This is a genomic window from Mesobacillus stamsii (assembly GCF_030814065.1).
In the GTDB taxonomy this organism is placed as follows: domain Bacteria; phylum Bacillota; class Bacilli; order Bacillales; family Cytobacillaceae; genus Mesobacillus; species Mesobacillus stamsii.
The window spans coordinates 16,135-38,661 of record NZ_JAUSUN010000031.1 but is presented as its reverse complement, the minus strand read 5'-3'; the positions used below and the strand labels follow the sequence as shown (position 1 = coordinate 38,661).

General features: G+C 42.5%; 23 protein-coding genes and 1 pseudogene. 9 read left to right on the top strand and 15 right to left on the bottom strand.

The genetic code is table 11. The features are described from left to right. Window positions 1-194: 194 nt before the first annotated feature. A complete protein-coding gene (locus J2S25_RS17405; RefSeq protein ID WP_307192508.1) occupies window positions 195-1,682 on the bottom strand; it encodes a recombinase family protein in 1,488 nt (495 codons plus the stop codon). Window positions 1,683-1,767: 85 nt separating this feature from the next. Here J2S25_RS17405 and J2S25_RS17400 point away from each other — a divergent pair. Beyond that, window positions 1,768-2,805: pseudogene (locus J2S25_RS17400) on the top strand (hypothetical protein); the annotation flags it as partial. A gap of 106 nt (window positions 2,806-2,911) precedes the next feature. Then, a complete protein-coding gene (locus J2S25_RS17395) occupies window positions 2,912-4,123 on the top strand; it encodes a M20 family metallopeptidase (protein WP_439117506.1) in 1,212 nt (403 codons plus the stop codon). 47 nt (window positions 4,124-4,170) lie between these two features. Here J2S25_RS17395 and J2S25_RS17390 read toward each other — a convergent pair whose 3' ends face one another. From J2S25_RS17390 to J2S25_RS17380, 3 genes are all read right to left on the bottom strand, one after another. Further along, window positions 4,171-4,893, bottom strand: a complete 723-nt coding sequence (locus J2S25_RS17390) for an EcsC family protein (RefSeq protein WP_307192506.1) — start codon at window positions 4,891-4,893, stop codon at window positions 4,171-4,173. 75 nt (window positions 4,894-4,968) lie between these two features. After that, window positions 4,969-6,177 carry an ABC transporter permease gene (locus J2S25_RS17385; protein ID WP_307192505.1) on the bottom strand — a complete coding sequence of 403 codons (1,209 nt, stop codon included), beginning with the start codon at window positions 6,175-6,177 and terminating at the stop codon, window positions 4,969-4,971. Beyond that, complete coding sequence (locus J2S25_RS17380; RefSeq protein ID WP_307192504.1) at window positions 6,170-6,910, bottom strand: ABC transporter ATP-binding protein; 741 nt, start codon at window positions 6,908-6,910, stop codon at window positions 6,170-6,172. Before J2S25_RS17380 ends, J2S25_RS17385 begins: the two co-directional genes overlap by 8 nt. Before the next feature lie 553 nt (window positions 6,911-7,463). On the opposite strand from J2S25_RS17380, the gene J2S25_RS17375 reads away from it, so the two are divergent. The 3 genes from J2S25_RS17375 to J2S25_RS17365 all read left to right on the top strand — a co-directional run bounded on the left by J2S25_RS17375 (window position 7,464) and on the right by J2S25_RS17365 (window position 9,823). Beyond that, window positions 7,464-7,883, top strand: coding sequence for an HIT family protein (locus J2S25_RS17375; protein WP_044393853.1), 420 nt, complete (start codon window positions 7,464-7,466; stop codon window positions 7,881-7,883). Between the two features lie 214 nt (window positions 7,884-8,097). Further along, window positions 8,098-9,180 (top strand): 3-phosphoserine/phosphohydroxythreonine transaminase, encoded by a 1,083-nt coding sequence (serC, locus tag J2S25_RS17370; protein WP_044393852.1) that lies wholly within the window; start codon window positions 8,098-8,100, stop codon window positions 9,178-9,180. A gap of 124 nt (window positions 9,181-9,304) precedes the next feature. Then, a complete protein-coding gene (locus J2S25_RS17365) occupies window positions 9,305-9,823 on the top strand; it encodes a tryptophan transporter (protein WP_044393851.1) in 519 nt (172 codons plus the stop codon). Between the two features lie 103 nt (window positions 9,824-9,926). Here J2S25_RS17365 and yhzF read toward each other — a convergent pair whose 3' ends face one another. Beyond that, complete coding sequence (yhzF, locus tag J2S25_RS20165; protein WP_500684437.1) at window positions 9,927-10,100, bottom strand: membrane protein YhzF; 174 nt, start codon at window positions 10,098-10,100, stop codon at window positions 9,927-9,929. A 189-nt stretch (window positions 10,101-10,289) separates the two neighbouring features. Between yhzF and J2S25_RS17360 the strand changes: the two genes are divergently transcribed. From J2S25_RS17360 to J2S25_RS17350, 3 genes are all read left to right on the top strand, one after another. Then, entirely contained in the window at window positions 10,290-10,658 is a 369-nt protein-coding gene (locus J2S25_RS17360; protein WP_044393849.1) for a YtxH domain-containing protein, read from the top strand. Window positions 10,659-10,886: 228 nt separating this feature from the next. Continuing rightward, on the top strand, window positions 10,887-11,462 hold the full coding sequence (locus J2S25_RS17355; protein WP_044393847.1) for an HTH-type transcriptional regulator Hpr: 576 nt from the start codon (window positions 10,887-10,889) through the stop codon (window positions 11,460-11,462). 248 nt (window positions 11,463-11,710) lie between these two features. Then, window positions 11,711-11,899 carry a hypothetical protein gene (locus J2S25_RS17350; protein ID WP_431305969.1) on the top strand — a complete coding sequence of 63 codons (189 nt, stop codon included), beginning with the start codon at window positions 11,711-11,713 and terminating at the stop codon, window positions 11,897-11,899. Window positions 11,900-12,085: 186 nt separating this feature from the next. Here the strand turns inward: J2S25_RS17350 and J2S25_RS17345 are convergent, their stop codons facing one another. The 3 genes from J2S25_RS17345 to J2S25_RS17335 form a co-directional block, all read right to left on the bottom strand. Further along, complete coding sequence (locus J2S25_RS17345; protein ID WP_084221808.1) at window positions 12,086-12,178, bottom strand: YjcZ family sporulation protein; 93 nt, start codon at window positions 12,176-12,178, stop codon at window positions 12,086-12,088. An 89-nt stretch (window positions 12,179-12,267) separates the two neighbouring features. Next, window positions 12,268-12,351, bottom strand: coding sequence for a YjcZ family sporulation protein (locus J2S25_RS17340; RefSeq protein WP_064503397.1), 84 nt, complete (start codon window positions 12,349-12,351; stop codon window positions 12,268-12,270). A gap of 93 nt (window positions 12,352-12,444) precedes the next feature. Continuing rightward, complete coding sequence (locus tag J2S25_RS17335; protein ID WP_023615406.1) at window positions 12,445-12,525, bottom strand: YjcZ family sporulation protein; 81 nt, start codon at window positions 12,523-12,525, stop codon at window positions 12,445-12,447. A gap of 190 nt (window positions 12,526-12,715) precedes the next feature. On the opposite strand from J2S25_RS17335, the gene J2S25_RS17330 reads away from it, so the two are divergent. Continuing rightward, the gene (locus tag J2S25_RS17330) at window positions 12,716-13,597 is read left to right on the top strand and encodes a peptidylprolyl isomerase (protein ID WP_044393840.1); all 882 of its coding nucleotides are present in this window, start codon (window positions 12,716-12,718) and stop codon (window positions 13,595-13,597) included. Between the two features lie 58 nt (window positions 13,598-13,655). On the opposite strand, the gene J2S25_RS17325 is transcribed toward J2S25_RS17330, so the two are convergent. The 7 genes from J2S25_RS17325 to J2S25_RS17295 all read right to left on the bottom strand — a co-directional run bounded on the left by J2S25_RS17325 (window position 13,656) and on the right by J2S25_RS17295 (window position 22,438). Next, on the bottom strand, window positions 13,656-13,838 hold the full coding sequence (locus J2S25_RS17325; protein WP_044393839.1) for a sporulation YhaL family protein: 183 nt from the start codon (window positions 13,836-13,838) through the stop codon (window positions 13,656-13,658). Window positions 13,839-13,971: 133 nt separating this feature from the next. Continuing rightward, window positions 13,972-14,916 carry a 3'-5' exoribonuclease YhaM gene (gene yhaM / locus J2S25_RS17320; protein ID WP_044393838.1) on the bottom strand — a complete coding sequence of 315 codons (945 nt, stop codon included), beginning with the start codon at window positions 14,914-14,916 and terminating at the stop codon, window positions 13,972-13,974. Window positions 14,917-14,993: 77 nt separating this feature from the next. After that, window positions 14,994-18,002, bottom strand: coding sequence for an ATP-binding protein (locus J2S25_RS17315; RefSeq protein WP_044393837.1), 3,009 nt, complete (start codon window positions 18,000-18,002; stop codon window positions 14,994-14,996). Window positions 18,003-18,016: 14 nt separating this feature from the next. Further along, window positions 18,017-19,276 carry a metallophosphoesterase family protein gene (locus J2S25_RS17310; protein ID WP_241768483.1) on the bottom strand — a complete coding sequence of 420 codons (1,260 nt, stop codon included), beginning with the start codon at window positions 19,274-19,276 and terminating at the stop codon, window positions 18,017-18,019. Between the two features lie 179 nt (window positions 19,277-19,455). After that, on the bottom strand, window positions 19,456-20,151 hold the full coding sequence (locus tag J2S25_RS17305) for a Type 1 glutamine amidotransferase-like domain-containing protein (protein WP_044393835.1): 696 nt from the start codon (window positions 20,149-20,151) through the stop codon (window positions 19,456-19,458). 141 nt (window positions 20,152-20,292) lie between these two features. After that, on the bottom strand, window positions 20,293-21,546 hold the full coding sequence (locus J2S25_RS17300; RefSeq protein WP_044393833.1) for an ABC transporter permease: 1,254 nt from the start codon (window positions 21,544-21,546) through the stop codon (window positions 20,293-20,295). Further along, a complete protein-coding gene (locus J2S25_RS17295; protein ID WP_044393831.1) occupies window positions 21,539-22,438 on the bottom strand; it encodes an ABC transporter ATP-binding protein in 900 nt (299 codons plus the stop codon). Before J2S25_RS17295 ends, J2S25_RS17300 begins: the two co-directional genes overlap by 8 nt. Window positions 22,439-22,527 lie beyond the last annotated feature (89 nt).

Here is a 22,527-nt window from a genome sequence, read left to right as displayed (position 1 = left end):
GGAGCCACCTTTGATTAGGTAATTACTTTTTTGGCTCTAAAAGAGGAAAAATATTAAACTGAAAATTGTGACATTATTTATGCAACAATAGTGATATTCTATATAACTTTAAAATAGTCCTCCCTCTTACTGAAATAAACTGCATCTTAGTCAAAGAATAAATTTCTTATATGGAAAAAAACCCTTAAGTATCATCACTTAGGGGCAATGGTTAATTTAATTACTTCTTCTTCATTTCCAAAGGCATCCGCTTGAATTCCTCTGAAATAGTAAATCTTATCTATTAGAAGTTTTAACAAACGGTTAGCTTCTTCCTTATTCGTACATGGTTCAACCTTTGTATAGTTTAGTTGTCCTTTACCCTTAGGTAAATTTAATTCCTCTTTAATCATCCCAATAAGCCTTAGCTTCTCCTGATAGCCTTGTGATAACTTGACGGTATCCAGTGTTGATAGTTCATCATTTAACTCTGCTATCTTACTGGAAAGGGCAATAAGTTCATTCTCTGATTCTGTTTTAATCTCTTCAAACTCTGCCTTGGATAGTTCACCGTCTAGTCTCATTTCCCTCGCATTCTTAAGCCTTCTGTTTAGTTTCTCTTGCTTCTTTGTTTGTTCGGTAAGCTGTCCTTCAATGTTTCCCCTTTTGTCCTCTAACGGTGTATCCAGTGCCTTCTGCCATTCTTCTCTAAAGTGAAGTTCAACCCAATAGAATTGTGCGTAAAACTCTGCCAGTAATGTTTCTTCTTTTACTCCTGGCATACCGCATTCACATTTCTTAGTTACCATTGCATCTTCATATACTTCTCTTCTTTTTAACTGGAAACTAATCTTTCTACCGCAATTATCACAGTAAACTAAATCCTTTAGAATGGTTCTCACCTTACCTTTTGTTCTTACTCTTTGTTCCCTATCTCCTGCAAATCTTTCCCTCATAGCATAATCAGCCTTTTTAAAAGTATCCTTATCCACGATAGCAGGAAAGGCATCCTCTACCCTAATATCTTTGTAAATCATAGTTCCAGTATAGGCTTCATTGCGTAATATATTTTGAACTGATTTATAAGGCTTACCAGTTATATCAGATATTGATTTCCCACCGTACCCATTTATCGCAAGGTTAAATATTTTCCTAACGGTTTCCGCTTTTTCATTCGGTACAAAGGTTCGTTTCTTATCCTTGTTAAGAATGGAATCATATCCGAATGGCGGTCTGCTTGCTACAATTTCACCTCTGAGGGCTTTATCCCTTTTACCTTGAAGCATCCTCTTTCTAATTTGCTTATACTCGCCATGTGCCAAGGTTGATTCAATCGCGTAAAGAGTAAAGTCTTGTTCGGTGTAAATTCTTTCAGGAGTGATAACTGGAATACCTGCTTTTTCTAATCGTTTGAATATGTGGATACTGTATTCTAAATCACGACTTAAACGGTCAATAGCTGTAACAACAACCGCATCATATTTCTCTAAATCATCCAATAAACTATTAAGGGCTTCCCTTGCTTCCATCCTAGCCTGCCCTGATATGATTTCCTCAAAAATGGTGTAAGTGTATCCTCTTTCCTCACATAGCCTTACAAGACGTTCTCTGTGACTTTGTAGGGTGTCCACGTTCTCCCCTTTATCCCTTGAAATACGAAGGTAAACTGCTACGTTCTTTAAGATGTTGTTGTTTGTTACCACTTCGGTGTCAACTCCTTGATGTTAGTATTATTCCCTAAAATCAATGATACCAACACTTTCAAGTGGTGTCTATAAGTGCTTTTAATGGTTTTTCTGGCCATCTCCCGCAGTGGCCTTGATGGGTGCTGTACTTTTACCAGTTGCAATACGAGTCGGCCTTCCAGCCATCGGCGTGGCGGTCGCTATGAATCTCTTCGGACACGGAATAGCCCTATCTGGTGATTTTGTCATCCAGGCTGCTCCAAAACTGACAGCTGATGCTGCCGGTATTCCCGTCGATTCGGTCGTTCAGGCAAGTATCCCTCTGGTCATAGTCATGGGGATTGTTACAACGGTGAGCGCTTTCTATCTTTTAAAACATGATATGAAAAACGGCAAAATAAAAAGCAATGGTTCCCTTGAAGTTGAATTAACCAAAACAAGTGATCCGACTTTGCTGTCAGATGGAGCCAAGAGGTTCTTCGCTCTCCTGATTCCGCTATTGTTCGCAGCGGATGTTGCCGCAATGTCCATTCTTGACCTTCAGGGCGGCGATGCGACTGCGCTAATTGGCGGAACTTCCATTTTCATTCTGCTGCTGATATCACTTGCAGCACACAAAAACAAAGGCATTGAAAAAACAACCAGTTACCTTATCGAAGGCTTTCAGTTTGGATTCAAGGTTTTTGGAGCCGTTATCCCAATCGCCGCATTTTTCTACCTTGGCGACTCCGGCTTCAAAACCATCATCGGTGAGTTCCTCCCAAAGACATCGCTTGGCATTGTCAATGACCTGGGTGTGGCACTATCTTCTGTTGTACCTCTTAACGCAGAAGTTGGTGCAGTAACGCTTACAGCAGTGGGAGCAATAACCGGACTGGATGGCTCAGGATTTTCCGGCATCTCCCTCGCTGGATCGGTCGCTGCCATTTTCTCGACTGCGATCGGTGCTGGGGCAGCAACCTTGACAGCACTTGGGCAGATTGCCGCAATTTGGGTCGGCGGTGGCACCCTCGTTCCCTGGGCACTGATACCAGCAGCAGCCATTTGCGGTGTCGACCCATTCGAGCTGGCAAGACGCAACCTCCTGCCCGTCACGATAGGATTGATCGTAACTACGATCGTGGCAATGTTCCTAATCTAGTTCTCCTTATTAGAAGAAGCTCCTGTTTCAGAGAGCTTCTTTTCCCTTTTTATTCATAAATTATGTTATAATTATTTTAATTATCAAACTATTATACGTAAGGGAGATGAATTATTTGCAAGATCAGTTATTTACGAAAATAGAAACTCTTTTTCCGGAAATGGTTGAAATCCGCCGCTTTATGCACCAACATCCAGAACTGTCTTTTCAGGAAAAGGACACGGCGAGGTATATCGCGGAATTTTATGAAAAACTCGGGGTCGAAGTGCGTACCAACGTTGGCGGCAATGGGGTAGTCGCAAAAATATACGGAGCCAAACCGGGCAAAACAGTTGCTCTTAGGGCTGACTTTGATGGCCTTCCGATCCAGGATGAAAAGGATGTCCCGTACAAATCGCTCGTTCCAGGCGTCATGCATGCATGTGGACATGATGGCCATACAGCGACATTGCTTATCCTGGCAAAAGTATTGCATGAGGCGAAGGGCAATCTTCACGGAACTTATGTGATGATTCACCAGCATGCAGAAGAGTACGCACCAGGCGGAGCGATTTCGATGATCGAAGACGGCTGCCTTGAAGGTGTCGATGTCATTTTTGGCACCCACCTGTGGGCCACTGAACCGACGGGAACTGTCCAATACCGCATTGGACCGATCATGGCTGCAGCCGATCGCTTTGAGATTGCCATCCAGGGCAAAGGCGGCCACGGTGCACAGCCGCATAAAACAAAGGATGCCATTGTTGCTGGAGCACAGCTCATTTCAAGCCTTCAGCAAATCGTCAGCAGACGTGTCGATCCTGTCGACTCCGCCGTTGTATCTGTCGGCTCGTTTGTGGCAGAAAATGCATTCAATGTTATCGCCGATAAAGCTAAGCTGATTGGTACGGTAAGAACATTCAATGAAAGTACGCGTGATTTTATCGCAGCCGAAATTGAAAAAATTGTCGAGGGAACCTGCCTGGCAACCGATTGTACGTATCAATATTTGTATGAAAAGGGATATCCAGCCGTTGTGAACCATGCAGCAGAAACCGAATTTCTGATTGAATGTGCTTCAAAGGTAATGGACGTGACCAAAATTGAAGAAAGTCCCTTGCAAATGGGTGGGGAAGACTTTGCTTACTACCTCCAGCATGTGAAAGGGACATTCTTTTTCACAGGAGCAAAACCGAAAACTGCGGAATCCTATCCACATCATCATCCAAGATTCAATATTGATGAAAAAGCAATGATCATTGCTGCAAAAACACTTTGTTCAGCTGCATTGAACTATCAAACGAAGGAACAGCATACCCGCCAGGAAACATTAGCGTAGATGCTAAATCAGACTGCAGACAAACTCGTTTGCAGTCCTTTTTTCTGTCAGATTTGTGGCGGTGCTTGCAAAATTCTCATTCGATAGGCATTCATGGCTGTTTCTCCAAGCTGATCAAGTAAATTATAATTCGCATAAGCACCTATTACGGCCCCAATCCCCGGCATTAGCTGCAGCATTTTCGCCAAATCAATATAATCTCTGTATTCCTGTTGAAATTGCTGCCAATCGAGTTCCACCAACTCCTCTTTCCGACTTTCCCAATTTTCAAGCAAATCCAATGTTTGCTTTCTTTTGCTATCGCTTGAAAATGCCAGCTGAAATACATAAAGGATGAATAGCCTCTCTTCATATTTGGCAGGATCAAACCCATATATCGAGGCAGCTTCAAATAGAAATTTCATTTTGATCGATAGCAGCAGCGGAAAGTCCGCGATGCCAAGCAAGATTCCGCCAGCTCCTGTACCTGCTCCTTCGACAGCCGCCGTTCGTTTATATCCTGAAAGTTTCTTGTTCAACATGTCATCCTTGCTGGCGAGTGACAATCCGATTCCCTGCTGTTTTCTCGTTGTTAAATTCGAGCCTGCAAGCGTGGCTTTCACCATATTTTTAATACTTACCGTTAGGATTTGATGGACTTTTTCCGGGACCAGCTGGTTCACTTTTGTCTGCGCTTTTTTTGAGGCGCGCGCCACTATTCCCGATCGTTTATTCAGCTTCCGCTTCCAGGCAAGTACCTCTTCATACACCTTCCGTTCATACTCATTCAAAGTCTTTTCCCTCCTGTTCATACTTACGCAAACTTCCCCAGTGCAAACATTGACTTTAAAAAGTCTATTTCATAATCATGTAAGCTTTTTAAGGCTGTAGAAATAGACAAAGAAGAAGGAAAAAGCGGTACCGGCCGCCAAAATGATGGCTCCAAATAAGAGCTCTCCTTTCATCAAAACAATTGCTGCAAATACGAATGCTTGAAACAGCAATATTCCCACTAACAGGCTAGTAAAGGATTTCCTCCTCGTCTTTTCCGTTAAAGGATAGAGCCTGACCCAAAGTTTATTTTGATGATGATTCCACAACGGCAAAAGTTGAAACCCTGTCAAATACATGAAGAGCAAAGCGAACAAAATTTGACCTGGTCCGTATGTAACGAAATAAAGCGCAGCCCCGCCGATTGCGGTAAGACGCACGAGCAAGCCGAAATAATCTCCGGACCTAGCGAAAGTTCGCATATAAAGGTGGCTGAATGAAAGATCCTGTCGGTAAGGGATTCGATTGATCAGCCAGTCCAGCCATTTTCGCCGTCTGGACCGGTCCCGAAGCTTTGGAACATCCGTGAACATATTTGCAACACGGTAAAAGGCATTCATCCGCCGTTCTTCTTCCTCAATCAATTGCTCCCACTTCAGCCCCTTCAGCGTAGTCTGTTTTTTATAGTACAGATAAAAGAAAATTAAAATCAGCGCTGGTACAGCTGCAAAAAGAAACGGAGCAGCTGAGAAAAGGAAATAGAGCAGCACGATGTTGATGAAGAACCGGATGATGCTATCTGTCCATTTCACACTTGATTCAATAAAGTATTGAACATGCCAGCGAATCAAAAGATTGATCAGCTTTATTAGTATCACGGCAAACAGCAGACTGAAAAACGACTGGAAATCTGCACCATCGACTTTTACATGAAGCGGCATTAACACCGCAAGCACCATCAGCAAAAGATAAGACTGTAGGCTCAGGCTGAAAAGGAACGATTTTCTGAAATAATCAGCCAGCTTTGTTTCGAGCGGCAAAAGAAAAATTTTATCTGCTTCGGTTAGGAATGTTTGGATAGGACTATAAGTAAGGACAACTGAGAGAATACCTGCAATGATCCACGCTGCTGGAAAATCAGGCTGCAGTGTTTTTATCCAATCTTGATAGTAAAACGCCGCTGTACCCAATAAAAACAGGACAACAATCATTAAATGGCCATTAAAGATATATCGGAGATAGCTACCAGTTTCCTTCGCAAAAGACCTGAAACGCTCCTTCCATAAGACTTCCGGATTAAACATAGTCTTCTTCCTTTGTCAGCTGGATATACAGGTCATCAAGGGTTGCTCCGGCCATATTAAACTGCTCACGCAATTCTACCAGCGTCCCTTGTGCCCGTACCTCCCCATTATGGAGGATTACAAAACGATCGCAATACCGTTCTGCAGTAGCCAGGATATGGGTCGACATCAAAATTCCGGCGCCGTTCTGCTTCATCTTGTCCATCAAATCCAGCAAAGACTGAATCCCGAGTGGATCGAGTCCAACGAATGGCTCATCGACGATATATAGGGCAGGCTGTACTAGGAATGCACACATGATCATCACCTTTTGTTTCATTCCTTTAGAAAAATGGGCTGGGAACCATTTCAGCCTTTTGTTCATCCTGAATTCTTTTAACAAAACATCCATTCGCTGCTCGTACTCTTGTTCCTTTAGGCCATAGGCCATCGCTGTCAGGCGCAGATGCTCCTCCAAAGTTAATTCATCATAGAGGATTGGCGTTTCGGGTACGAAGGTGAATTGTTTTCTGTACTCTTCCTTCCCTTCCATGAATGTCTTTCCATTGATTTTGATTTCACCGTGGTGAGGTTCCATCAATCCGATCACATGCTTGATCGTTGTACTTTTCCCAGCTCCATTCAGGCCAATCAATCCAACGATTTCTTGATTCTTGACAGTGAAGCTAACCTTTTTCAGCACAGGATTCCTTGTGTATCCGCCGGTAACCTGGTTAATTTCCAATAAAGACATGTGCAACGTCCTTCCCGTTCATAGTCGTGTACCGTTATTTTAACAAATGCATCTCATTTTAGAAAAGTTTCTGCTACTTCTTTGTATAGTACCTGCCTTTCGGGGAATGATAATTTTTGAAGGGGAAACAGCAGTAATTCGAAATGAGGTGTCTGTTAAAGACATATTATTCGATTTATCAGCACGCTGATTTACACGTTCAGGATAAGGGATGGATGCATTGCGCTCGCAATGTGAACCCAGCCGTTCAGAAACATCACTCCACATTTTGAGATGAGGTGTGTGTCGCAGATCACTTCCCGCTTTAAACGTTGCGAAACCGACTAAAGCAGACTGGGGATGGTCCGATTGAACCAGGAACTGAATAACCCTAATTATAATTCAAATGAATTGTAAATGAGGTGTTTATCAAAGGTATACCTGCTTACGAACGTCGATGAACAGTTTATCGTTTTCCCTTCAAGGACAGGATTCTATGCGAATCCTGTCCTTTCTTTATAAGAAAATTATGATAAAATATAATGAAACAAGATGAATCGAAAGGGTGGGATAGATGGGTGATTGTATTTTTTGCAAAATAATCAATGGCGACATTCCCTCAGCAAAAGTATATGAGGATGACAATGTATTGGCCTTCCTCGATATTAGTCAGGTAACGAAGGGACATACCCTTGTCGTTCCTAAAGTACATAAAGAAAATGTGTATGCGTTAACGGAAGAAATTGCTGCCAATGTCTACAAAGCTGTGCCAAAAGTAGCGAATGCTATCAAGGCTGCCTATGACCCAATTGGGCTTAATGTGCTCCAAAACAACGGAGAAGCAGCCGGCCAGTCCGTTTTCCACTTTCATATGCATCTAATCCCTCGCTATGGCAACGGAGACGGTTTCGGGGCTGTATGGAAAACTCACCAAGATCAGTACACTGCAGATGACTACCAAAAAATCGCTGCCGAGATCAATAGTAAAATCTAGACTTCCGTACTTACGGGAGTTTTTTTATGGATATTTCGAGAAGTGCTGCTAACTCTGATAAACTAGCTGAATTTTTTTGAATCCAACCGAAAAAAACGGAAGAATATTTATTTTCTAAAAAAAACAATAGAACAATCTATCTATTTTTGTTAGCATGATAATAACTTTAACGCATTAATGAAAAACTGTAGAGAATTTTTTCGGAGGGATGATCTTGAAACGTGCACTGAATTTTAATGCTGGACCTGCCGCCTTGCCTGAGGCGGTGCTGGCGAAGGCCAAAAAAGAAATGATGAATTACCAGGACCTCGGAATGGGAGTCATGGAACTCAGCCACCGCAGCAAGCAATTTGAAGCGATTAATGACCGGACACAATCATTGCTTCGCTTACTTCTCAACATCCCGGATGATTACGAAGTGCTCTTCCTCCAGGGTGGCGCAAGCCTTCAATTTACCATGGTACCAATGAATCTTCTTGAAGAAGGGTCGACCGCCAGCTATGTCCTAACTGGCGCTTGGTCAGAAAAAGCACTGAAGGAAGCGCAAAAAATCGGGAGCGCGACGGCAATCGCATCATCAAAGTCGACTAACTATAAATCAATTCCCAGCCTCTCAGAAATTAATGGAAAGCCCGACTCATCCTACCTCCACATCACGACAAATAACACGATATATGGGACTCAATGGCATCAGTTTCCTGAAAAAATCAATGTTCCGCTTGTTGCCGATATGTCAAGTGATATTTTAAGCCGGCCCATTCATGTATCCTCTTACGGACTGATCTACGCTGGAGCGCAAAAAAACCTGGGCCCATCTGGCGTGACAGTAGTGATCATCAATAAGCAGCTGCTGAAACGTTCAAGACCGGATTTACCAGCAATGCTTAATTATCAAGTACAGGCTGACTCAAATTCCCTTTACAATACGCCGCCGACCTTGTCTGTTTATTTCTTGATGTTAGTCCTTGAATGGGCCGAATCCATTGGTGGGGTACAACAGCTTGAACGAATGAACCAACAGAAAGCTGCAATGCTTTATGATGCGATCGACCGCAGCAATGGTTTCTATAAGGGTCATGCTGAAAAAGACAGCCGCTCCTTGATGAATATCAACTTCACGCTCGCTGACGACGACTTATCCGCCTCCTTTCTTCATGAGGCTGAAGAATTAGGCTTTATTGGACTTGCGGGTCATCGATCTGTTGGCGGCTGCAGGGCATCTATCTACAATGCCGTTCCGCTCGAGCATGTTGAACAACTGGCGAAGTTTATGAATGATTTCAGGTTAAGAAATTAACAGAATAGTAACCCTTTACGAAAACAAATTATATGATATAATAATAGCAAGCTTTTCGCTGCAGGCATCTAGCGCACTGCAGGAGAAGCAACAGTTAGTAACCATAGCAGAGGAGAGATGAGAATTGAATACGAAGAATCTTGTAGCCTTGTCACTATTAGTCGGGATGGGTGCAGTGCTTCACACTGTTGTCCCAGGATTTATCCTTGGAATGAAGCCAGATATGATGCTGACCATGATGTTCCTTGGGGTCCTTATGTTTCCTGACAAGAAAAGTGTATTGTTGGTTGGAGTTGTGACTGGTTTAATTTCAGGATTGACTACGACGTTCCCTGGCGGACTTATTCCAAATATGATCGACAAGCCTGTAACGGCATTTGTCTTTTTGGCACTCCTGCTCACCTTAAATAAATTTAAACCATCCGTTTACATCGCAGCTGGCCTTACAGCAATCGGAACGGTTGTATCCGGAATTGTATTCCTCGGATCAGCTTACTTATTAGTTGGCCTTCCAGGACCGTTCATCGCCCTTTTTGCGGGAGTTGTTCTGCCAGCGGCTGCCTTTAACACCGTATTCATGGCCATTCTTTATCCAGTAGCAACCAATATTTTCAAACGAGCCAAACTTGCAGAAGTCAATTAACTAAGAAAAGCTCAGAGCGCCATGCTCAGCCCCAGCTGGACAATTTTAAAAGAAATTCGATACTAGAAAAAAAGCCCCTCTTCTCGGACAGGGGCTTTTTTCCTTACCGGAATGAGTAAAAAATAATCCCGAGCAGTAGGAAAATAGCTCCCCCGCCCGCGAACGTGCCAGCCCTTTTTCGCAAAAGCATCTTTGGAGGATACATGCCTGGCTTCTTAAAGACAAGGAGATTATGGACTGCCCCCAAAAAGAAAGCAATACTGATGACAAATATGATAGTAGTAAAAATTCCTATTCCCCCCTCTCCTCCGTATAGGAGCTTATTTCATCATTATGCCTGCTAATATAAGCCTATGAAACAAAAACGTTTATTTGTCCGAGAATAGGAAATTAAATAAAGAAGGAATAGAGGAATTTACATCCTTTTGCAGAACATATACAGAAAAAATGACGAGGTGGTCAAGCTATGAAAGCAAAATCGGTATTAATGGGTATGGTTATCGGAGGAGTAGCAGCGGGGATCGCAACGCTGCTCACTGCGCCAAAATCTGGTTACGAGACCAGAAGGACGCTTAAGGCAAATAAGGATGAGTATATAGGGTCGCTTAAAGATATTAAGGATTCTGTTATGGAATTAAAAAATACTGTTGCAACTGCTTCCAAAGAAGGGAAAGCATCGATCCAAACTTTTGTTACGGATGTAAAGACCGCTCTATGGGAATGGAAACTGGAAACAGAGGAAAATAAAATGGCACTTCAGGAAGATATCAAAGAGCTTGAAGAATCCATTTCAGAACTAGAATCCGAATTAGCTGCCAAAACAGAAGAAAAATAAAGAAGAAATCCTTCCCGCCAACTATTTTTTTCGGGTGAGAAGGATTTTCCTATTTTATAAAGAAACAATACATGACATAATCCCTTTTAACCGAGCCATCTTTACATAATTTCACCAAACTTTAGCTGGAAAATAGCGAATTCGAAAAATTTAGTAAATTTATATCTTTATTAATTTTTGTTTTATTGGCATAATGATAATAGAACAATAAAGTAGGTGAATTTTAGAATGGGAGATAAAAATTATACTATGAAAGAAGCGATGATGTTTAGCCAGAGAGTTGCCCAGTTAAGCAAAGCCCTTTGGAAATCGGTCGAAAAAGATTGGCAGCAATGGATTAAGCCGTTCGACCTCAATATTAATGAGCATCATATTTTATGGATTGCTTTTCACTTGAATGGTGCTTCGATTTCTGATGTAGCTAAATTTGGCGTGATGCATGTTTCCACCGCCTTCAATTTTTCAAAGAAACTTGAAGAAAGAGGCTATTTAACGTTTTCCAAGAAGGAAAGCGACAAAAGGAATACGTATATCCAGTTGACCGAAGAAGGCGAAGGCGTATTGCTCGCTTTGATGGAAAGCTACGAACCTGATAATAATGCTGTTTTTTCAGGGGCGATGCCATTAAAGGAACTCTATGGGAAGTTTCCTGATATTATTGAAATTATGGCGATTGTCAGGAATATTTATGGAGATGATTTTATGGAAATATTCGAGAAATCATTTTCGAATATCGACAAAAAGTTTACTGACGAAGACGGAACGCTCAAAAAGATCGATCCTGCCAAGAAAGAATACGCTTAAAAGACACAGAGTGACTCCAAACTAGAGAGAATTCCTTCAAAAATTCACAACTTTGCTTGCTTCCTGCTTAACAACGATGTTTCAATTTATAAAGCGGTTGCTTATTACTGCTTCCGCTTTTTATTCTTCCCTTAGAATGCTCATTGTCTCACAAAGAGAAAAAAGCTCCCTAGGTAAAAAACTATCTTTTTCTTTGATTATTTGGTATTGTATTTAAGATAAAAAGACCCATGAGGAGGGATTCTTCGATGATCTCCATTTTATTCGTATTTGTCCTATTTGCTGCCTTCATTCTTTTCTATATAAATAAGTTAACAGACTCCCTTTGTATCCAGAAGGAAATCCCAGAAGACAAACATGCAAATATTTTCAGGACGATCAATACCCTAGTTACCATTTTGCTGATTTCATCTTTCCTTGAAATTCTTTATACGTGAGTACATAGGAATTGCGCTCGCGGCTTGGTCTACAGGCGCTCTGATGGCTAGAAGGAAAGTTGTTCAATGACTTTATCGGCAGAACAAAAATGAAGCGATGAGGTTCTCCTCACCGCTTTTTATTTTTGGTCTTCCTAAACTGCTTTTTTTAATCAAAACTTGGAAAAATCATCGTACCAGCGAATTCTACAGCCAAGATGCACCGATGATGATTAACAAAATAAATAATACAACGAGCAATGCAAAACCGCCGCCGTATCCATAGCCTCCTTCAGACATTGAGGTTCCTCCTTTCTGCTCTAAGAACTTGCCTTACGATCATTCGTAGACATATGGGGGCGAGTTGACCCCCATATCCTACTCAGAAATTAAAGCCAAGCTGCACCCACGATGATTAACAGAATGAATAACACGACAATTAACGCAAAGCCGCCGCCGTATCCTGCACCCATATTAACACCTCCTTCCAAAGTGGTTATGATATCTTATTCAAGCAAGTTCATTTCCGCATAGGCAGTTATCCTGCTTTTCATGCATTTTGTTAGTTATAGGTAAGCTGCACCCACAACAATTAGCAAAATGAACAAGACAACTATCAAAGCAAATCCCGAATTGTAGTGGCCCATAACAAATACCTCCTTTTTTTTCTTCTCTACATCGTATGCACCCACACGCAAACGGTATAGATACTCGCCCATTTTGCTGAATAGGAAATAAGATCCAGCATTAATTTTTTGTAGAAAAGTTTATTTATGGTATAGTAGACCTTGTGGATAAATATGGCCACTAGAATTTTCTGTTTAGGAGTTGTTCACCATGAAAAAAATGATTATTTCCCTCACGGTTGCGGCCGGAGTCATCGGATTAGGTGCATGCAGTAATACTACTAGTGATTCTTCAGAAGTAATCGTTGAGTCGAAAGCAGGCAATATTACAAAAGAAGAACTTTATCAATCAATGAAAGAAAAATATGGGGAGCAGGCACTTCAAGAACTGCTTTACCAGAAGGTACTTTCAGAGAAATATAAAGTAACCGACAATGAAGTCGATCAAAAAGTGGCCGAGCTTAAAAAAGAGGTAGGCGATAACTTTGAGCTTGTTCTTCAGCAAAACCAGCTTAAAGATGAGGAAGAGTTAAAAGCAGTCCTTAAAGACCAGCTTCTTTTGGAAAAAGCCGCCCTTAAAGATGTAACGGTAAGCGAGGATGAAGTAAAGAAAAGCTATGAGGAGTACAAGCCTGAGATCAAAGCAAGTCACATCCTCGTAGAAGATGAAGCAACTGCGAAGGAAGTCAAGAAAAAGCTCGATGAAGGCGCGAAATTTGAAGACTTGGCAAAGGAATACTCAAAAGATCCTGGCTCAGCTGCGAATGGCGGAGACCTTGGATTCTTTGGTCCTGGTAAAATGGTTCCTGAATTCGAAGCGGCCGCCTATGCCCTTGATGTGAATGAAATTAGCGGACCTGTCAAGTCACAGCATGGGTTCCACATCATCAAGGTTACAGAGAAAAAAGAAAAAGAATCCTATGATAAAATGAAAGACAAATTAGAGTATGACTTAAAGCTTGCCCAGCTTGACTCTAATAAAGTCCAGGAAGTACTAAAACGTGAGCTTGATGGGGCGAACGTTAAAATCAATGATAAAGATTTGACAGGAGCTGCAGAATTCCCAGAAGCAGCTGCACCAACACAGCCTTAAATGGACAAGCTGAACCCACAAAAAAGCACTGGCTCCGCGATTCTGGAGCCAGTGCTTTTTATGCTTCTGCCGAATTTTCACGTTGTTCCTTTTCCTGTTCAAGCCGCTTCATATAAAGCTCGCCCTCTCGTTCAATGCTTTCCATTTCTTCTTCTCTTTCCGCTTTTCCTGTTTTCACTGCCATAAATGCGCTGAATACGATTCCTGCTGTGACTGCTATTACCCAGATAGGAATTGACATTTTTCATACCCTCCATGTAAAGGTTGTCCCAATGGAACTCTTACAGTAAAGATATGTCGTATTTATCTAAATATGCCTTCTTTTTTTTGTTGATCTGAATCGTACGAATCTCTCACTCGGGGGTTTAGGTCATTCAATGATGAAATATAGGCTTATAGAATGTTCGGTTATCGAGTGCGAATACTCTTTCGGAGAACTCGCCTGGCTTCACTCTGGATAGAGCTCGGTCTAGCATGTTCATTTTTGCATCGAGATTGTCGATGTGATGCAGAATTTCTGCTTCCTTGATCATCGGCGGTTTTGGACTGCCCCATTCTGCCTTGCCATGGTGGCTAAGGACTAGATGTTGCAGGATCATTACTTCTTCCCCTGAGATCCCCAATTCATCCGCTGCCTTGCCAATCTCATTAACCATAATTGATATATGTCCGAGCAGATTTCCTTCTACCGTGTATGTGGTGGAAATAGGACCGGAAAGCTCTTTGACTTTTCCAAGATCATGCAGGATAACCCCGGCGTACAAAAGATCTTTATCCAGGCTTGGATAGAGTGTTGCGATGGACTTGGCAAGGTCAAGCATCGAGGTGACATGATAGGCAAGACCTGAGACGAATTCATGATGATTCTTTGTCGCTGCAGGATATTCCATGAATGCATTCATGTTCTTTTTCAATAGATGTCTGGTAATTCTCTGGATATTAGGATTTTTCATTTCAAAAATATATTGTGTAAGCTTACTGCTCATTTCATCTTGGCTGACAGGAGCAGTCTCAAGGAAATCAGCTAGTTTTACAGAATCAGCTGCGGATGCTGCACGAATTTGCTTGATTTTCAGCTGGGTGCGCCCTCGGTAGTTCTGTATATCTCCCTGCACCTTGACAATGCTTTCCGCACAATAAGTAGTTTCATCTTCTACGGAAACATCCCATAGCTTCGCTTCAATTTCCCCGCTCTGGTCCTGAAGGATAAGTGTCAAAAATGGTTTCCCATTGCTGGCAATCCCCTTTGTCGAGTGTTTGATCAGCAAAAATAATTCAACCTGTTCCCCTGTTTCGTGATTCAATATCCCTTTATTCATCGTTAACCGACCTCTCCTCTCTTGCAACAGTATAACACATAGAGTCTATTGTCTCTGATTGTTAAACCATGCTAATTTCAAACTTCTTTTAAACTTTTATCCTGCAGATGCACGATTTCCTTATCTGAAAAATAGTCCAGCAAATGGCGATGGCATGTAAAAATCAGAATCTGGTTTTGGCTGCTCATTTCCCTGAGCAGCTGAATGATGCGTGCGGTTCTGAGATGATCGAAATTGACAAAGCTGTCATCTATGATGATCGGAAATGGATATCGGTCATGATGGACAGCGGCCAGCGCCAGCCTGATCGACACATATACTTGTTCAGCGGTGGCCTGACTTAGCTCATTCGCTTCAAATAATACATGGTCCTCTCTTTCTATCAGAAAACCGCTGCCAGAAGGCTGAGGTATGATCTTCCCGTAGACGCCAGCTGTCAAAACCGACAGGAAATTCTCTGCCTTGGCAAGCATCCTCGGCATCCGGTCTTCTTTATACCGCCCGATTGTCTTCGAGAGCATGTCCTTTGCGACCGCATACTTCGCCCACTCTTTCGCATCCTCAGCAAATTCATGTTGCAGCTGTCGATATTGATGGAGCAATTCGCTATAGATGCCTCCCTCTTCGATTACCTTCATTTTATGCTTCACATCAGCAATGGAATCAAACTGTTGTGTCAAATCCCGCTTGTACGCTTCCAGCTTTGCGGCATTTTCCCCTAATTGTTCGTCGAGAGAAATGCCCGTCAGGATTTTCTCTCGATCCTCAACTTCGATGCCAGACGCATCAAGTTGATAATTGATATCCTGAAGCCTTGCAGACCACCCTTTCACCTGCTCCGTATTTTTTGCTTTCAGTCTGAATTGATCCTCATCGACAGCATCCGCATTGGTGATTAATTCTGCCTGTTCTTCCCTAAGCACAAGTTCTTCCTTTTGCAAAGAAGCAAGTTCTTCTCCGAGCTCGGCTAGTTTCGAAATCATGTCCCGATGTTTTGTCTGCTGCTCTAATGCTTCCCGCACAGCCCGTTTTAAAGCACCTGCAGCTTCAACCGGAGTAAGATTGCCATTTTGCAGAAACCGATGTGCAAGCATTTTAAGGCCATCTTCCATGTCCCTTATTGATGCGGTTACTGTTTTCAAACTCTCTTCCGTTCGTTTCTTTTCACGAAAGTATTGTTTCTGCTTTTCTAGTAAATGATAGGCATCCAATAATTTTATTGGGCCCTGTTTCTCAGACAAACCCAACTGATTCAATAATTCCGTTTTTTTCTGTTTCCAATTCGCCTGTTCTGCTTCCCATTCCTCAAATTGCTGAACAACCTTTTCAAATCGATGGTGCTGCTGCTCGATTTTGACGATCAGCTCCCGATGCTGCTGCCTCGATTCTTCGTCTTTTTCCAGCAGACTCTTAGTTGAAAAGAAATTGCCATCTGAGTGTCGGCTTAACGATTCTTTTAGATCCCTTTCCCGCTCGATTAGTTTCGACAGGATTTGTGCCTCTGCAGAAAGTTCTGATTCAGGATGATCTATTGATCTAAGCTGTCCGACTGTCAGAAAAATGATTCCGGCAATTCCGACAGCCGCCAATAGCCAGATGCCATTCATGATTCCCCAGATCAAAACTATGAGGGAAATACCCCCGAAAAGAAGTGTTTGCTGCCGGTTCTTGCTCTTTTCTTTCTTGCTTTTTACTTTCTCCGCTGCCTTATTGGACTTTACCGCCTCCATCTGATCGTTTACATAGCGCCATTCAGCTTGGATTCTTTCCCGATTCTCTAGTTGATCCAGTTCCATCATCAATTGCTTCCTTTTGTCTTCACCGAGCAATTGACTTTTCAGCCTTTGCGCATTTGCTTCCAGTTCCGCAAGTACCTTTTTTTCCTCATCAAACTCAGCCTCAAGCCGTTGCTGTTTATCCGCCAACCTTTGCTGCGTTTGCTGGATGTTTTCGACCCGTTCCTTTATAAAAATACTTGTGTTACTATACTGGATATTTTCTTCATTAAAATTTGTATGGAGTTGATCATTAAGTAGACTGATTTCTTCGGTTAGTTCCTCCAGTTTTGATTCAAGAAGCCTTTTTTCCTGCTTAAGTTGCTCATATAATGAGAGATTCTTTGTTCGGGCCTCAATCTCTGTTTCCATTTCAAGCAGCGCAAAATCCGGTATGTACTTCTCCAATTCATTCTCAAAATGATCCTGTTTCTCTTTTATAGCCAACCCTCTTGCCTGCGCAACTTTCAGCTGGTCGTCCAATTTTTCAAACCGCTTAAGCCCGTCCTCTGGAAAAAAATGATGACCTTGCTCCTTGATTTTTCGCTCTAATGCCGCAGCTTCGAGGACAAGCCTTTCATTCCGCTTGTACTCACGCAGCTGCCCTCCTGCTTGATCCAACTGTTGAATTTCCTTTTCGATCCGGTCAATCGTTCCCTCTATTTCCTCTTTCTCGCTCACCCAATTGGAATACTGATCATTTAGTTGCTCGGCTTTTTTCAGGGCAGCCTGAACTTCCTTCAGTTCCCTCATTTTCTCATTTAATATAGGCTTTCGCCCACTCGGCTTGAAACGCTGCTCCATTTCCTTTAGGAGAAATCCTTCTGTGTGGAAAAGTTTATCTGTGCCGATGGTTCCGGCAGAAAATAAATACCTGCCAAGATCCTCTCCCTTCAGTGCATGAATATTTTGCAACCCATGTACATTAAAAGAAAAGATCGACTGAAATATGCCTTTATCCATTCTTTTCAACAAATCTTTGAGCAGCTCTTCCCCGCCAATTGTCCCATCTTCAATGGAGACAGTCACATCACCAGATGCCTTGCCTTTCACCCTTTCAATGACTGCAACTCCTCTATCCGGAAAGAAGGCTTTGATTTTCCCGCCATACTTCGGGTTATTTTTCGGCTCATAGCGCACTTCTGCGCTCTGCTTTGCGGGAAAGCCAAACAGGATGCTATGGATAAAGGACATGATCGTCGACTTTCCAGCCTCATTTTCACCATAAAAAACGACAAATTGGTCCAAAGATTTGATCACGTAATCCTCGAATTTGCCGTATCCGTAAATATGCAGCTCAATAAGTTTCATTCTGCTTCCTCCCATCAATTTTTCAGCAGCTGTTGCAGCAGGAGCTGCTCTGCTTCCCTGACCAGCTGTTCCCTCTCGCTTTCAGTCAACCCACCGAGATGCCTTCGAGCCTGACTGTGCCGAAATAATGGCGACAGCGTTTCAGTCAACTCCTCATACAGCTCGATTGTCTTAAATAATTCTTCATAAAAATCACTTTGTTTGATTAAATTCCCACGGTCGACCACGACATCCTCCGAAAAATGAAGCCTGTGAACCCAGACAAAAGAATCTTCTCCCTTTTCCGTCTCCTGAAGAAGTTCAAGCAATTCCCCGCTGTTTATTTTATTTATGACATCTGACAGCTCAGGGTTTAAGCGTTCAATCCGAATGTCCATGAGAACACCTTTTCCATCCCTTCTGTTCCCTTCAATGGCTGCTAGGCATTTCTCATACAGATCATAAAAACTATCTATCTGCATGGCGTCCATTACAGTCTCTTCCCAAATCACATCGGCTGTTTCTAGAAAAGAAACCTCTGACCCTGACTCGGTCAAGTTAACGATATAAGCCCCTTTGTCTCCAAGCTCCTTCCTATTCCGTCCTTGAGGGTTTCCTGGATAGACAATATAAGGCTGTTCAGATAAAAACGACTTTTTATGAATATGACCAAGCGCCCAATAATCATAGCCTTTGTCGATCAGATCTGATACCCTGAAAGGCGCATATTTCCCGTGATCGCTCGCTCCTTCGAAATGGCCATGGAGCAGACCAATGTGAAAGTCAGCACCAGCTGTTTTCGTATATTTTTCTATCCATCGCTCCGATACATGCCGTTCAGGATAACTGAAACCATATAGATGGACAAGAGTGCCATCCTCTTTTCTATAAACAACTGTTTCTACCTGATCATTGAAAAAATGGACATTATCCGGAAAATTAATTGCTACCGATTGGGCTCCGAGGTGATCATGGTTCCCATGTATTGCATAGACCCTAATTCCTTTTTCATCAAGCCTGGCCATTTCATTGCGAAAAAAAGCCTGGGCACGAATGCTCCTGTCTTCAGCATCATACAGATCGCCGGCAATCACAACAAAATCCACCTCCTGTTTAATTGCCGCATCCGTAATCTTGCTCAATGCTTTAAAAGTGCTCTCCTGAAGCCGATGAAAAATGGCTTTAGGCAGATGCCGCAATCCGACCATCGGGCTATCCAGATGGAGGTCGGCTGTATGTAAAAACTTCACCTGTTTCATTTGGAATATTCCTTTCCCATCATTATTTAATTTCATTTTACCACTCCAAAAAGGCGAATGCACGTTCTTATCCTTTGAATTATGGCCTCTTTTTCAATCTTTGATACTTTCTTAGCCAAATATCCTCGGAAAGAGCACAACACTCTTTAAAATCCAATATATTCTAACCCTCTCAAATAAAAAACTGCAGCCCTTTGAGGAACTGCAGTTCAGTTTCAGCCAAGATATGTTGTTTTCATCACTTTCTCTGTCACTTTACCATTTTCCAGGGTAATTTCATATGCCTTGGCATCCGGTCTGGAACTCACTGCCCTGACCAGTTCTTCATCGATGAAATGCAAGGCGGCACCACCATCAGCAGCAAATCCGCCAGCAATCTTTCCAGAACCAACAAATTGTTCATACGCCGGACGCCATTCTGCCTCTCCATCGTAATGCGGGCAATTGCTTCCTTTTAAGAATCCGAGGCATTGCAAACGCTCCATTCCATCACCAAAAGAATCCGTTACTCCTTCTTCGAACCAGCAAATTGAACCGGCACTGACTCCAGCCAAGATAGTTCCGCGCTGCCAGGCCTTCCGCAAGATGCCATCCAATCCCCATTCCTTCCAAAGAGCAAGGAGATTCTTTGTACTGCCGCCTCCCACATAAATGATGTCCTTATCCATAACATATGCTTCCAGGTCTCTTGTTGGTGGCCTGAATAAGGATAGGTGCGATGGTGTACATTCATGGGATCGAAAAGCAGAATAGAACCTTTCAACATAATTGTCAGCATCTCCGCTTGCTGTAGGCACAAAGCAAACCTTGGGCTTCCGTTTTTCCGACTGCCCTAGAATATATAAATCCAAAAGCGGGTTATCCGGCTCCATCGAAAAACCCCCGCCCCCCATCGCAATGATTTGTCTCAACTAAAACACTCTCCTTTTGTGAGCTTATTTGTTCCCAACTGCACTTTTATAAAATCTTATCCATCTTACTAAGATTCCACTCCACATAACGATATTCCTGTATTAAAAAGCCGCAATCCAAATGTTTGCGTCTTTTTACTATTATCCTTTTTTCGATAACTGCAACGCTTTCTTGATATCTTTGAAGGAATTCGATTTGCCGTACATCAGGACTCCTCCCCGGTATACTCTCGCGCCAAATACGGCAAGGAAAGCGATTGTCGCAACCAGGATGCCGATAGAAAGGGCAACTTCCCAGAAAGGGATATTGAGCATGCCTACTCGAAGGAACATCAGCATCGGCGAGAAAAACGGAATGAACGATGTATATTTTACGAATGGTGCCTCCGGCTGATTCAAACCAAACATCGCCATCATGAATCCGGCGACCACAAGCAGTGTCATCGGCGTGATCATCTGCTGCACGTCTTCAATCCTGCTGACGAGTGAACCGAGGAACGCAGCCATTGTCGCATACAGGAAATAGCCTAATAGGAAGAAAATCACCGCGTATGCTATCGTGCTGCCTGCTATATTTCCAAAGCCAAAAAACTCAAAGAAGCCACCTTGCATCGTTTCAAGATTTTGTTTGATTGAAAAATACCCGACTAACAGAAGGGCGGCGAGCTGGGTCAAGCTTAACAGCCCAATCCCGAGGATCTTCGCAAACATTTGCTTGATCGGCGAAACACTGGATATCATAATTTCCATCACTCTCGATGACTTTTCCGTAGCGACTTCCATCGCAATCATGTTTGCGTACATAATGACTGCGAAATAAATGATGAAGAGAAGGACATACACAAGCCCTCTTGCCTGATTCAATTCTTCTTCTGTCTTGGCGTCTTTTTCAAGAGCCGATTTTTCAAACTCGACCGGTGCGTACAATTTTTCTAATTGTTCCGGTGCAATGTTGATCTGTGTGGAGGCCATTGCTGTTTTCATCTGCTGCAAAGCTGCCTGAAGGTCGGCAGGCACGGCAGAATCAGCAATGCTCATCGCTTTATAAGATGCGGCTGGAAGGTTATCGCCATTCCATTTTAATTCAAGAAGCCCTTTATATTTCCCCTCCGCGACGTCTTTTCTCGCTGCCGCTTCATTCCCGTCATATTTTTCCAGAATAAGTTCTTTATTAATGATCTTGATTTGTTCCTTCAAAGGCTCATATAGCTTTCCGGTTCCATCTATCACGGCGATTTTGTCTGCGCCGCCGCCTTTGTTGAAAAAGTCGATGATATTGGTCATATTGGTCAGTGCCAGCATGATTGCAACGGTCAGGATGGTCGTAACCAAAAAGGATTTGGTTTTCAGCTTGCTCATATATGTATGTAGAAGGATGATGAAAAAATTATTCATATGAAGCACCTACCTTCTCTATGAAAATATCATTCAAGCTTGGCTCTTCAAGAACAAATTTGCGGATAAACCCTTTCCCGACGATATCTTTTAAGATATCCTGAGCTGCTTGCTCGCTAGTGATTTGTAGGTGGATTCCCTCTGCAGTCACTTTCGCCCTGGTCACGCCAGGATACTCCATAAGGAAAGTTGTATCAAAATCCGCATGAATGACGAGGTTCTTTTTCCCAAAGGATCTTTTGATTTCCTTGAGCGACCCGTGGACAACTGGGCTGCCTTTATGCATAATGCAAATAAGCTCACACATTTCCTCTACATGCTCCATGCGATGACTCGCAAAAACAATGGTCGTTCCTGTATTTTTCAATTCAACTACTGCTTCCTTCAACTGTTCAACATTTACAGGGTCCAAGCCACTAAAAGGCTCATCAAGGATTAACAGCTTCGGTTTATGAATGACTGCTGCAATAAACTGAATTTTCTGTTGGTTTCCTTTCGAAAGCTCCTCTATCTTTTTATCTGCATATTCCTTCACTTTAAAGCGGTTCAGCCAATAATCCAATTCTTTTAAGGCTGCCTGTTTTTGCATGCCTCTTAATCTGGCAAGATAGACAATCTGTTCCCGGACCTTTAGCTTCGGATAAAGTCCTCTTTCTTCCGGCAGATAGCCAATCATACTGCTGGTTTTATAATTAATCGGCTTCCCGTCCCATGATATCTTTCCTTCAGATGCATCCAGTAGACCTAGAATCATTCGGAAAGTCGTCGTTTTTCCTGCTCCGTTAGCTCCAAGGAACCCAAACATTTCTTTTTCCGGTATAGTAAGCGAAAGCTGGTTCACCGCTGTAAAGCTTCCAAATCGCTTTGTGACTTGATCTAGTTCTAACACCATAAACGTCCTCCTCCTTCTTCCTTAAAATAATACGATTGTAGTTTGGAAAAAGTTTCATATTTTGATGTTTTTTGTTTTGCACATTTGAA